Origin of the sequence: Curtobacterium sp. SORGH_AS_0776 (assembly GCF_031453355.1) — a bacterium.
Classification (GTDB): domain Bacteria; phylum Actinomycetota; class Actinomycetes; order Actinomycetales; family Microbacteriaceae; genus Curtobacterium.
Genome location: NZ_JAVIYU010000001.1, coordinates 3,604,283 through 3,616,538, shown reverse-complemented (window position 1 = coordinate 3,616,538; position 12,256 = coordinate 3,604,283). Strand labels below are relative to the sequence as shown.

Annotated in this window: 12 protein-coding genes; 8 read left to right on the top strand and 4 right to left on the bottom strand. The window is 72.8% G+C overall.

Annotated elements, in window-relative coordinates; genetic code table 11:
- Window positions 1-22 precede the first annotated feature (22 nt).
- Both QE359_RS17645 and QE359_RS17640 read left to right on the top strand, forming a co-directional pair.
- Window positions 23-829 carry a GolD/DthD family dehydrogenase gene (locus QE359_RS17645; RefSeq protein WP_309780134.1) on the top strand — a complete coding sequence of 269 codons (807 nt, stop codon included), beginning with the start codon at window positions 23-25 and terminating at the stop codon, window positions 827-829.
- Between the two features lie 25 nt (window positions 830-854).
- Window positions 855-1,817, top strand: coding sequence for a sugar-binding transcriptional regulator (locus tag QE359_RS17640; RefSeq protein ID WP_070418254.1), 963 nt, complete (start codon window positions 855-857; stop codon window positions 1,815-1,817).
- Between the two features lie 72 nt (window positions 1,818-1,889).
- On the opposite strand, the gene QE359_RS17635 is transcribed toward QE359_RS17640, so the two are convergent.
- Both QE359_RS17635 and QE359_RS17630 read right to left on the bottom strand, forming a co-directional pair.
- Window positions 1,890-2,414, bottom strand: coding sequence for a DinB family protein (locus QE359_RS17635; protein WP_309780133.1), 525 nt, complete (start codon window positions 2,412-2,414; stop codon window positions 1,890-1,892).
- Window positions 2,415-2,610: 196 nt separating this feature from the next.
- On the bottom strand, window positions 2,611-3,633 hold the full coding sequence (locus tag QE359_RS17630; RefSeq protein ID WP_309780132.1) for a GTP-binding protein: 1,023 nt from the start codon (window positions 3,631-3,633) through the stop codon (window positions 2,611-2,613).
- Between the two features lie 61 nt (window positions 3,634-3,694).
- Between QE359_RS17630 and ykgO the strand changes: the two genes are divergently transcribed.
- Together ykgO and QE359_RS17620 are read left to right on the top strand one after the other, a co-directional pair.
- On the top strand, window positions 3,695-3,817 hold the full coding sequence (gene ykgO, locus QE359_RS17625; RefSeq protein ID WP_022905672.1) for a type B 50S ribosomal protein L36: 123 nt from the start codon (window positions 3,695-3,697) through the stop codon (window positions 3,815-3,817).
- 28 nt (window positions 3,818-3,845) lie between these two features.
- Window positions 3,846-4,502, top strand: a complete 657-nt coding sequence (locus QE359_RS17620; RefSeq protein ID WP_070418258.1) for a histidine phosphatase family protein — start codon at window positions 3,846-3,848, stop codon at window positions 4,500-4,502.
- A gap of 73 nt (window positions 4,503-4,575) precedes the next feature.
- Here QE359_RS17620 and QE359_RS17615 read toward each other — a convergent pair whose 3' ends face one another.
- On the bottom strand, window positions 4,576-6,318 hold the full coding sequence (locus QE359_RS17615; RefSeq protein ID WP_309780131.1) for a glycerol-3-phosphate dehydrogenase/oxidase: 1,743 nt from the start codon (window positions 6,316-6,318) through the stop codon (window positions 4,576-4,578).
- Window positions 6,319-6,498: 180 nt separating this feature from the next.
- Here QE359_RS17615 and QE359_RS17610 point away from each other — a divergent pair, with 180 nt between their 5' ends.
- From QE359_RS17610 to ald, 4 genes are all read left to right on the top strand, one after another.
- A complete protein-coding gene (locus QE359_RS17610) occupies window positions 6,499-7,461 on the top strand; it encodes a sugar-binding transcriptional regulator (RefSeq protein WP_022905765.1) in 963 nt (320 codons plus the stop codon).
- A 50-nt stretch (window positions 7,462-7,511) separates the two neighbouring features.
- A complete protein-coding gene (locus tag QE359_RS17605) occupies window positions 7,512-8,498 on the top strand; it encodes a helix-turn-helix domain-containing protein (protein WP_309780130.1) in 987 nt (328 codons plus the stop codon).
- Window positions 8,499-8,507: 9 nt separating this feature from the next.
- Complete coding sequence (locus QE359_RS17600) at window positions 8,508-9,896, top strand: FAD-linked oxidase C-terminal domain-containing protein (protein ID WP_309780129.1); 1,389 nt, start codon at window positions 8,508-8,510, stop codon at window positions 9,894-9,896.
- Between the two features lie 120 nt (window positions 9,897-10,016).
- Entirely contained in the window at window positions 10,017-11,117 is a 1,101-nt protein-coding gene (ald, locus tag QE359_RS17595; protein WP_309780128.1) for an alanine dehydrogenase, read from the top strand.
- A gap of 148 nt (window positions 11,118-11,265) precedes the next feature.
- Here ald and QE359_RS17590 read toward each other — a convergent pair whose 3' ends face one another.
- A complete protein-coding gene (locus QE359_RS17590) occupies window positions 11,266-12,069 on the bottom strand; it encodes a tryptophan-rich sensory protein (RefSeq protein WP_309780127.1) in 804 nt (267 codons plus the stop codon).
- Window positions 12,070-12,256 lie beyond the last annotated feature (187 nt).

Below are 12,256 nucleotides of genomic sequence, written 5' to 3'. Positions count from 1 at the left end.
GGCGCAACGCAAGGGAGCGAACATGACCACCGACTTCGCCGCAGCCCTCCGACCGGGCCCGGACACGATCGACCTGACGAACGACTTCAGCGGCCGCACGGCGGTGGTCACCGGCGGGGCGTCCGGCATCGGCAACGCGATCGCCGTGGCCCTCGCGTCCCGCGGAGCCCGGGTCGCCATCGTCGACGTGCGGGCGGATGGCGCAGCAGCCGCCGCGGCAGCGCTGCCGACCGCCGGCGCACCGGCCCACCTCGGCCTCGGCTGCGACGTCACGGACGAGACGTCGGTGGCCCGCGCGGTCGCCGCCGTCACCGGTGCCGCCGGCCGGATCGACGTCCTCGTGAACTGCGCCGGCGTCGCGCTGCTCGCCCCCGCCGAGGACCTCGACCCCGGCGCCTGGGCCACGACCATCGACGTCAACCTCACCGGCACCCACCGGGTCGCCCAGGCCGTCGGGCGGCACATGCTCGCCGCCGGGTACGGCCGGATCGTGAACATCGCCTCGCAGGCAGCGCACGTCGGCATCGACGGCCACGCGGCGTACTGCGCGTCGAAGGCCGGCGTCATCGGGCTCACCCGCGTGCTCGCGCTCGAGTGGGGCGGACGGGGCGTCACCGTCAACACCGTGTCACCGACGGTCGTGCTGACCGACCTCGGCCGCGGGGCGTGGGCGAACGAGAAGGGCCTGCGCCACCAAGACGAGATCCCCACCGGACGGTTCGCGACACCCGACGAGATCGCCGCCGCCGTCCTGTTCCTCGCCGGGGAGTCGAGCGCCATGGTGAACGGCGCCGACCTCCGCGTGGACGGCGGGTTCACGATCCGCTGACGCGTGCCAGGGCTACGATCGCCCCATGTCCGCCGAGAACCCCGCCGCCGAGGGTGCCCGGACCCGCTTCCCGCTCGACACCGTCTACCAGGCCGCGCGGATGTACTACCTCGAGGACGCCACCCAGGTCGAGATCGCCTCGCGCCTCGGAGTGTCCCGTCCGACGGTCAGCCGGCTCGTCGCCGAGGCACGGAAGGCCGGCCTGGTCCGGATCGAGGTCGTCGACCCGTTCCAGGACGAGACCGTCGCGCTCGCCGAACGACTGCAGGTCGTGCTGGGACTCCGTGCCGTGCACCTCGCCGCGGTGACGCACACCGCCACGCTCGGCGCCGACCTCGCCGCCCCGCTCGCCGCCGCGGTCGAGGGGATGGGGCTCGTGCCGGGTGACGCCGTGCTCATGTCGTCGGGTCGGACGGTGTACGACGTCGCGCACGCCGGCATGCCGCAGCTGCCGGGCGTGCAGCTCGTCCCGACGGTCGGCGGGCAGGCCGACCCGATGCCGTGGTTCCAGACGAACGAGATCACCCGCGCCGCCGCCGAGCACTCCGGCGCGATCCCGGCGTTCCTGTTCGCGCAGGCCCTGCCGTCACCGGCGATGCGGTCCTCGCTCGACGAGGACCCCGCGTTCCAGCACGTCGTCGGCCTGTGGGGTCGGGCGAAGGGCGCCATCCTCGGCATCGGCGCGCCGACCCCGACCCGCGACGCACTCGCGCGGGGCGTCCCGGTCGAGGACGCCGTCTTCGACCAGGCGGCGGGTGACGTCTGCCTCAACTTCTACGCCGCGGACGGCTCGGCGATCGAGTTCCCGGGCAGCGACCGGATGGTGCGCACCTCCCGCGAGGTCCTCTCCGCCGTCCCGCACGCGATCGGCGTCGCGGTCGGTGCCGCGAAGGTGTCGAGCATCGTCGGGGCCGTCCGCGGGCGTCTCGTCAACGAGCTGGTCACCGACGCGGCCACGGCGCGCGCCCTGCTGGACGCGCTCGCCTGAGCGGTTCCCACCTGTGGGCCCGGAGGCGCGGTGCCGGCCCGCACCGTGCCTCCAGGCCCACAGGTGGTGCGTCTACTGCGTGCGCCGCACGTCCCACAGATGGTGCACCGGGTCGTGCGCGTAGTAGGTGGCGAGCGTGGCGACGGTGAACGCGCTGCCGTCCGACCGGAGGCCGGTGCGTCCCAGCTGGTCCTCCCGCACGTCGTCGAAGGCCCGGGCAGCACGGTGCGCCGCCTCGCCGAGCTCCCGCACGACGGTGGCGGGGTCCTGCTCGCCGTAGCGGTCCTCGACGGCCGTGGCGTCCTGGTCCCAGTTCGGGAAGGTCGGGGCGTCCTCGGTGAGCATGAGGGTCAACCGCTCCGCCATCTTCCGGTGGACGTCACGCACGTGCGCGGCGTACTCGAGCGGCGACCAGGTGTGGTCGTCGGGGCGGTCGCGCACGTCCGCACGGTCGAGGACCGCCGGCCACGCCGAGGTGTTCGCGTCGATGATCCCCGGGACGTCGCGGATCGTGACCGTGCTGCCGTCGTAGCCGCACTCGGGGCACGCGGACTCGATGACCCACGTCCAGTTCTTCGTCTCCGGTTCGATCGCCATGACTGGATCGTACGGCCTGGTCGCGGTCCGTCTTGATCCGCGTCCCCGCGTCCGTCGACGCGGAACGACGAGGTCGATGTCGTACGACGTCGACCTCGTCGTTCGTTGCACGCGCCGGTCGTTGCACGGAGGCGGGAACGATATCGCGGTCGTCGTACGACGTCGAGGATGTCGTTCGGGGTCGGACGCAGCGGCGTCACTCGTGCCGGTGCTCCTCCGACGGGTCGAGCGCCGGCCACACCGGGAACGGGTCGGCCCACGTGCGCCACACCTCCGGCCCCGCGAGCAGCTCGTCCGACGTGAGGAGCGCCCCGTCCAGCGCCCGCTCGATCGCCGGCACGTCCAACCGTTCGCCGACGAACCAGAGCGCCTGCCCGATCGGCGCGTCCGCGTCCCACGACGGGTTCGCCGTCGGGTCGAGCGCCAGCATCGCCCCGAGGCTCGACCACGACCCGACGTGGTCCGGCCGGGAGGCGAGCCGGAAGAACCCCCGGGACCGCAGCACCCGGCCGTTCCGCCCCGCGGCCAGGTCCCGCTCGATCACCGACGCCAGGCGGCCGGGGTGGAAGGGCAGCGGCTCCCGGTAGCGCAGTGCGACCAGGCCGTCCCGCGGGTCCCGCCCGACCGAGCCCGAGAGCGCGCGCATCCATCCCGCTCCCTGGGCGAGGACCCGCGCCGCCCCGCCGTTCGACGCGGGCAGGTCGGCCGCGCTCCGGATCGACGAGAGCGCCACGACGACCGCCTGCGGGGCCAACCGGTGGAGCAGCGCGAGCAGACCGCGGCGGCGCTCCAGCGGCACCGGGCCGACCCGGTCGAGGACGATCACCGTGGCGTACTCGACGAGCGACGCCACGCGGTCGGCCGCGACGAACGCGTCGTCGACCTCGGACCAGAGCAGGTGCGCCACGTCGTCTGCGCGCAGCACGCTCACCACGTGGCGGAGCACCCGGTCGTCGCCGGTCTCCGCGCGCGCGGCGTTGGCGAGCATCATCCCCACCGCCCGGGTGTCGGCACCCGGCGGGAGCGTGACGACGAGTCCGTGGTCGGCATCCGGCCCGCAGACCCGGTCGAGGTGCTCGGCGCGGTCGGCGACGGCCCGGACCGCGGCGACGGCGTTCGCGGGCGCGTGCATCCGGTGACCGGTCGCGAGCCGGACGGCCACGCGGTCGGCGTCGACGTCGTGCAGGGCGGAGACGAGGGTGATGGCGGCGGGACGCATGTCAGCTAATGTACATGATCATCGTTCTCAACAATGAGGACACCGACGCAGGAGGTCGCTCGTGAAGGTCCGCAACTCGCTCAAGGCGCTCAAGAAGATCCCGGGGTCGCAGGTGGTCCGCCGCCGCGGCCGTGTCTACGTCATCAACAAGCAGAACCCCCGGTGGAACACCCGGCAGGGGTGACGTCACCGGCGTTCCGTAGGGTGGCTCCATGCGACTGCTGCTCATCCGCCACGGCCAGACCCCTGCGAACGTGAACGGCGTGCTCGACGCCGTCGTCCCCGGACCGGGCCTGACCGAACTCGGGCAGCAGCAGGCCGACGCCCTGCCGGCAGCACTCGCCGACCGGGGCATCGAGCGGCTGTTCGTCTCGACGATGGTCCGCACGCAGATCACCGCGGCGCCCCTCGCCACGTCGCTCGGCCTCGAGCCGGTGGTCCTGCCGGGCCTCCGCGAGATCGAGGCCGGCGACACCCAGGGCAAGCGCGACCAGGTGTCCGTGCAGACGTACATCTCGACCGTGCACGGCTGGTCGCTCGGGGACCGCACCACCCGGATGCCCGGCGCCGAGAGCGGGACCGAGTTCTTCGCGCGCTACGACGACGCGGTCCGGCAGATCCTCGAGACCGGCGTCGACGTGGCGGCCGCGGTCAGCCACGGAGCGGCCATCCGGACGTGGGCGAGTGCCGCGGCCGACAACACGCCGGACCACTTCGGCACGAAGCGCCACCTCGAGAACACCGGGATCGTCGAGCTCGAGGGGTCGTTCGACGACGGCTGGCGCCTCGTCGACTGGGAGGGCGAGCCCGTCGGCGGCGAGCAGCTCATCGACCGGACGGCGCAGGACCCGACCGGCGAGCGGTTCTGACGCGACCAGCAGACAGACGGGAGGCGCGGTGCCAGCTGGCACCGCGCCTCCCGTCCGTGGTCGGTCGCGTGGACTACGCGAGCTGCGAGGCGGACGTCAGCGGCACGATCACCCGGTGCGCTTCGCGCAGGACGTCGAGCGTCTGCTGGACCTCGTCCGCACGCTCCTCGGGCGTCCAGCCGAGCGACCCGGCGAGCACGTCGGCCAGCTCGTCGAGCAGGTCGATCGTGACGCCGCCCACGAACGCGAGGTTCGTGCGGCGCAGCACCACGTCGACCAGGTGCACGGCCTGCTCGTGCTCCGCGAAGTACGCGACCTCGGCGCGGGTCAGCGCCGGGTCCGACTCGAGGGGCTCGACCGGTCCGTCGACCAGGACGTCGACGACCTCGGCGGCACGGGTGCCGTAGCGCTCGAGCAGCCCCTCGACGACGGATGCGTCGAGACCGTCGCGGTGCGACTTGATCCAGAGGGCGCGCTGGGCGTCGGTGGTCGGGAAGTCCTTGCCGCCGCCGATCGCCATGCCGGTCGTGTCGACCGTCCGGGTGATGCCGAGCTTCGTCGTGACGTCGGTGGAGAGGTGCGCGGCGAGGGCGCGGAACGTGGTCCACTTGCCGCCGACGAGCGACAGCACCGTGGTCCCCGGCAGCCCGGCGATCGGGGTGTCGACGATCCGGTAGTCACGCGAGACGAAGCCGGGGGCGGTGTCCTCGTGACGGGGGAGCGGGCGGATACCGGAGTAGCTGTAGACGATGTGGTCGCGGGTGAGCGCGATCTGCGGGAAGACGTGCGCCACCAGGCCGAAGAAGTAGTCGATCTCCTCGTCGGTGGTGGTGACGGGCTTCGCCGGGTCGGCGTCGATGTCCGTCGTGCCGATGAGCACCCGGCCCTTGAGCGGGTAGATGAGCACGATGCGGCCGTCGTTGTTCTCGAAGAACAGCTCGCGGCCCTTCGTCGCCTCGAGCAGCTCGGGGTTGTCGACGACGATGTGGGAGCCCTTCGTGCCGCCCATGAACTTCGTCTCGCCGCCGAACGCCTGGTTCGTGAGGTCGGTCCAGGGGCCGGACGCGTTCACGACGACGTCCGCCGTGAAGACGAACTCCTCGCCGGTCTCACGGTCGCGGAGCAGGACGCCACCGTCGCGGGTCCCGGCGGCCTCGACGTAGTTCACCGCACGGGCGGTCGACGCCGCGCCCTCGCCCGTCCCCGCGGCGAGGCCGTCCTTGAGCACGTCGAGCGCCAGGCGCTCCGGCTCGTGCACCGAGGCGTCGTAGTACGTGCCCGTGTACTTGAGGTCCTTGTTGAGCGCCGGCATGTCCGCGAGTGCGGCCTTCTTCGTGAGGAAGCGGTGCTTCGGGACCGAACCGCCGTCGCGCGAGAAGGAGTCGTAGATCGTCATGCCGATCTTGATGAGCGCGGCACCGCGCTCCTTCGTCGAGCGCTGCTTGTGCGTGAGCATCCGCAGCGGGGCGTTCATGATGCCCGAGAACGTCGAGAAGATCGGCATCGTGGTCTGCAGCGGCTTGACGTAGTGCGGGGCGATGCGGATGAGGCCGTTGCGCTCCTGCACGCTCTCGCGGACGAGGCGGAACTCGCCGTTCTCGAGGTACCGGATGCCGCCGTGGATCATGTGGCTCGACGCGGCGGACGCGCCCGAGGCGTAGTCGCCGCGCTCGACGAGGGCCACGTCGACCCCCTGCAGGGCGAGGTCGCGGAAGGTGGCGATGCCGTTGATGCCGCCACCGACCACGAGGACCTGTGCATTCGGGCGCTCCGTGAGCGCGTTCACCGTGTTCCGGGGCTGCGTCTTCTTCGACATTGCTGCGTCGCTTCCTTCGTGGGTTCCGTGGTGGTTCGACATCGATCGTGCGCCTCCGTGAGAAGGCGGGCAACTCGCGTGCACGAACGTGCAGCACACGTGTCCGGCCGGGCCGATCGAGGGTCGGGAGGCGCGACAGGGGTTGCAGAGGCCGTGCACGTCCGTGCATGCTCGGTTCCCATGAGTGACGCAGCGCAGCCCATGCGCACGCAGCAGGCGCTGCGCGCCGCGCATCTGTACTACCTGCAGGACCTGACGATGGACGCGATCGCCGACGAACTCGGCACCTCGCGGTCGTCGGTCTCCCGCCTGCTGAAGTACGCGCGGGACACCGGACTCGTCGACATCCAGATCCGCTCGCCCCTCGACCAGGCCGCGGCGCTCAGCCGGAGCATCCGATCCCGCTTCGGGGTGCACGCGCACGTCGTGCCGGTGCCGGACCACACGAGTGACGTCGACCGACTCGAACGCGTCGCCCTGTCCGCTGCGCGCATCCTGACGCAGTACGTCGAGTCGAACATGGTGATCGGGATCTCGTGGGGCTCGACCGTCAGCGCGGTGAGCCGTTACCTCGTGCCGAAGACCACGCACGGCTCCACAGTGGTGCAGATCAACGGCGCCGCGAACACCCGGACGACGGGCATCGTCTACGCGTCCGAGATCCTGCGGCGGTTCGGCGAGGCGTACGGCGCGTTCGTGCAGCAGTTCCCGGTCCCGGCGTTCTTCGACGACCCGGCCACGAAGCAGGCGCTCTTCCGGGAGCGTTCGATCCGCCGGGTGCTCGACCTGCACGAGCGCATGGACCTCGTCGTGTTCGGTGTCGGAGCGCCCCAGGCCCCGGTCCCCTCGCACGTGTACTCCGGCGGGTACCTCGACCCGTCCGACCGCGACGAGCTGACCAAGGCCCAGGTCGTCGGTGACGTCTCGACGGTGTTCTACCGCGCGGACGGCTCGTGGAAGGACATCGGGGTGAACGCCCGAGCCGGGGCTCCGGACCTCGACACGATCAAGCGTGCGCCGCGCCGGGTCTGCGTCGTGGCAGGACGCTCGAAGGCCGCGTCGCTGAAGGGCGCCCTCGCCGCCGGGTTGATCACCGACCTCATCCTCGACGAGAGCGTCGGGCAGGCGATCCTGCAGCCCTGACCCCGGGGGCGCGGTCCGGTTTGTCGGTGGTGCCCCGTAGGTTCTCGACCATGGTTGCCACGATGGACACCCGCCACTCCGGTGACGCCTGCAGCGTCGGGGACACGCGGTACTCGCGGCGGATCGCCGGCACCGACGTCGACCAGGCGCTCGCCTTCTTCACCGGGGACTACGACTTCCGCTCGCCCGCGGTCCGACGGACCCACCGCGACACCCGCTGGGACTTCGCCGGCGTGGGCGACGAGCTGTTGTCACTCCGGTCCTCGCGCTTCCTGGTCGACCTGCGGAGCGACAGCCGTGTCGACGACGCGTTCCTGGTCGCCTGGATGCGCAGCGGGTCGAGCACGATCACGTACGGCGGGAGCTCCCACGAGCTCGAACCGGGCGTCCCGGTCGTGCTGCCCTTCGCCGACACGTACGAACTGCACCACCGCGACATCGGCCTCAACCTGGTGCACCTCGACGCCGCGTTCGTGCGCTCGATCGTCGGCGAGGACGACTTCGCCTTCGAAGCGCTCCGCCGACCGACCGCCGACGGCATGCGGGCGTGGCAGTCGGTGGTGCGGGCGCACTCGTCGACCTGGCTGGACGTCGGGCACGAGCTCAGCGCGGTGACGCAGCGTGACATCGCCGAGGCGTTCGCGAAAGCGGCGGTCGCGGCCTTCCCCGAGCGGAGCCGCTGGCGCACGACGGTCACCGGCAGCGGGCCCGAGCACGAGCGGGTCCGCCGTGCGCTCGAGTACGTCCACGAGCACGCGCGCGACGCGATCGGGACGCCGGAGATCGCCGCGGCGGCGGGGCTCAGCCCGCGCGGCCTGCAGCAGTCCCTCCGCCGGCACCTCGACCAGACGCCGGGCGACCTGCTCCGCGGCGTCCGGCTCGACGGTGCCCGTGCCGACCTGCTTCGTGGCGATCGCGACGACACCTCGGTGGCCGACATCGCCCGGGCGTGGGGCTTCGGGCACCTCGGGCGCTTCTCGGCCACGTACCGGGCGCGGTTCGGGGAACTGCCGAGCGAGTCCCTCCGCGCTCGGTAGCGTGGCGGGATGGACACCGTCGTCACCGCCCTCCGTTCCGCGCTCGCCGACCCGGACGGCGTGGTCGTCCGGACGGAGCGCGGTGTGCTCGACGCGGCACGGACGGACAAGTCCGGCTGGATCGCCCCGGGCGGCCCCGTCGCCGTGGTCGAGGCCCGGACGGTCGAGCACGTGCAGGCGACCCTCCGGACGTGTTCCGGGCTCGGCGTCCCGGTCGTCCCGCGTGGCGCCGGCACCGGGCTCGCGGGCGGGGCGAACGGCACCGAGGGCACCGTCGTCCTGAGCGTGGCGCGCATGGACCGCATCGTCTCGGTCTCGACGGAGGACGAGTACGCCGTGGTGGAACCCGGCGTGCTGAACGGCGACCTGAACGCGGCCGTCGCCGAACACGGCCTGCGGTTCGCGCCCGACCCGGCGAGTGCGGCCATCGCGAGCGTCGGCGGGAACATCGCGACCAACGCCGGCGGCCTGCGGTGCGTGAAGTACGGCGTCACGAGGGAGGCAGTGCTCGGCCTCGACGTCGTCCTCGCGGACGGGCGGCTCGTCGCCACCGGGCACCGCACCGTCAAGGGCGTCACCGGCCTCGACCTCACGGCGCTGCTCGTCGGGTCGGAGGGCACGCTCGGGGTGATCGTCGGCGCGACCGTCCGGCTCGTGCCGATCCCGGCGGGGGAGCCGGCCACCCTCGGCGCGGTGTACCCGACCGTCGAGGCCGCCGCCCGCGCCGCGGCGTCCGTCGTCGCCGGTGCGGAGCGTCCGTCCACGGTCGAGCTGCTCGACGCCGCAGCACTCGAGGGGATCGCGGCCCACCTCGGGCCGCAGGTGATCGCGGAGACGGTGGGGAGCACCGCGGCGGGCGGGGTGTTCCTCCTCGTGGAGTACGACGGGCCGGGTGCGACGGAGGCGGCGCTGGGAGCCGTGCCGCGCCTCCAGGCCGAGGGCGGGACCGTGCACCTGGCCGGGTCGGCGGCGGAACGCGACCGCCTGCTGACGATCCGTCGATCGTTCCACCCGGCCATGGAGGCGCGTGGCCGGGTCCTCATCGAGGACGTCGCGGTGCCGCGCAGTCGGCTCGCCGAGATGTTCGCGCGTGTCGAGGCCATCGGGCAGCAGTACGGCATCGCAATCCCCACCGTCGCGCACGCCGGGGACGGCAACCTGCACCCGAACTTCGTGTTCGAGGGCGACGAGGTGCCGCAGCACGTGTGGGACGCGGCCGACGCGATGTTCCGGGCGGCGATCGAGCTCGGCGGGACGCTGACGGGGGAGCACGGCGTGGGGGTGCTCAAGCGGCGGTGGATCGGCGACGAGCTCGGTGACGACGTGCTCGAGCTGCAGCGGGGAATCCGACGGGTGTTCGACCCCGCGGGGATCCTCAACCCGGGCAAGGTGTTCTGACGCCGAATCTCGGCACACGGAACCGGGCCACATTGCTCAGATGTTCGGCCGAAACAGTCCTGTAACGAACCTCGGCGCATCGTGGGTGTCGAACGCGCACCGCCCACGAAGGAGTCAGTGATGCTGATCGGCGTCCCCACCGAAGTCAAGAACAACGAATTCCGCGTCGCCGGGACACCCGCCGGTGTCGCCGAGCTGGCGCTGCACGGACACGAGGTGCTCGTGCAGTCGGGCGCCGGTGACGGGTCGTCCTTCCCGGACGCCGAGTACGCCGCGGCCGGGGCCGCCATCGTCCCGACGGCCGCCGAGGTCTGGGCGCGCGCCGAGATGATCCTGAAGGTCAAGGAGCCGGTCGCCGCCGAGTACTCCTCGATCCGACCCGGGCAGGTCCTGTTCACCTACCTGCACCTCGCCGCGGACCGGCCGCTGACCGATGCGCTCGTCGAGTCCGGAGCGACGGCGATCGCGTACGAGACCGTGCAGCTGCCGGACCGGTCGCTGCCCCTGCTGTCGCCGATGTCCGAGATCGCCGGGCGGTTGTCGGCGCAGGTCGGCGCGAACCACCTGATGCGGGCGAACGGCGGGCGCGGGCTCCTGCTCGGCGGCGTGCCCGGCACCCCGAAGGGCCGCGTCGTCGTGATCGGCGGCGGGGTCGCGGGCGAGCACGCGGCGACGATGGCGCTCGGCCTCGGCGCCGAGGTCACCGTGTTCGACATCAGCCTGCCGCGCCTGCGGGCGCTGGACGCCCGGTTCGACGGACGCATCACGACGCTGCGGTCCTCGGCGCACGCGATCGCCTCGGCCCTGCGCGAGGCCGACCTCGTCATCGGGTCGGTGCTCATCCCCGGGGCCTCGGCGCCGAAGCTCGTGACCGACGCCATGGTGGCGGACATGCAGCCGGGGTCGGTGCTCGTCGACATCGCGATCGACCAGGGCGGGTGCTTCGAGGGCTCGCACCCGACCACGCACGACGACCCGACGTTCGCCGTGCACGACACCGTCTTCTACTGCGTGGCGAACATGCCGGGAGCGGTGCCTCGCACCTCGACGATCTCGCTGACGAACGCGACGCTGCCCTACGCCGTGGCGATCGCGAACCAGGGGTGGGAGGCGGCGACCGCTGCCGACCCGGCCCTGGCGCTCGGGGTGAACGTGCACGCGGGGCAGGTCGTGAACGCCGCCGTGGCGGCGGCGCACGGCCTGGCGGCCGCGGCGCGCTGAGCGCGGGCGCGCCGCCGCGCCGCGCGCCGCGCGCGGCGCGCCGCTTCGCCGAGACTCGGCCCGACGGACGGTTTCGCGGCGCCCAGCCCGCGAAGGTGTCCGCCCAGCCGAGTCTCGGCTGCCCCGCGCACTTCGCAGCCGCGCGCCGCTAGGCGGCCGCGACGCGCGCCGGCGCAGCCGCGCCGCGCCACCCCGCGCGAGCCCGCACCACGAGCGTCACGACGACCGCCGCAGCCGCGGCCACCACCGCCGCGACCGCGGTCGGCGTCGACACGAGCGGCCCGTCGAGCCGAGCGACCGCGACCCACGCCAACCCCCACGCGAGCGACGCCGTCGGCGCCAGGCGTCCCCGGTCCCACACCGCGAGGAGCACCCCGACGAGCCCGGCCACGAGCGCGATCACCACGCCCCAGACGTCCAGCGACAGCCCGAAGCCCCGGAAGCCCGCGGCCGTCAGCACCGCGGCCGTGTTCGCCGCCGTCGCGACGCACACCCACCCCAGGTAGAGCCCGAACGTGCCGTCGGTGACGATCGCCTCGACGATCCCGGACGGCGTCGACCGCCGCAGCAGCACGAACGTCCACACCAGCACGGCGAGCAGCGCGACGATGATCGGCTCGCTCAACCACAGGAACCCGAACTGCACGCTCAGGATCCACGCCGCGTTGAGCAGGAGCGAGAGCACCGCCGGCACGGTCAGCCGCGCGTGCCGGTCGTCGTCGGCGGTGCGGAAGCACTGGCGGATCGCGTAGGCGAGCAGCCCGACGTAGATGACGCTCCAGATCGAGAACGCCGGCCCGTCCGGCGCGATCGCCGTCGATGACGCCGACAGTGCTCCGCCGGCAGCATCCTGGATCGGCGTCCCGCCGGCGGCTCCCGAGCCGACGAACGCGCCGACCACCGCGACCACCGCGCTCACCGCGACTGCGATCCGCTTCCAGATCCTCTTCATGTCAGCCCCTTTCGTCAGCATGCTGATGACCTGCACCGTAGGCGCGTGGCCGGGCCCGGCCCGCAGCGTACGTCCAGCAGACGGGGGACGGGCCGGTCTGGAGGCGCGGTGCGGGCCCGACCCGCGCCTCCTGGCCCGCACCTCGGTCGCGTCCGTCCCCCGCACGCTCGCCCTGCGTACGGTGGTG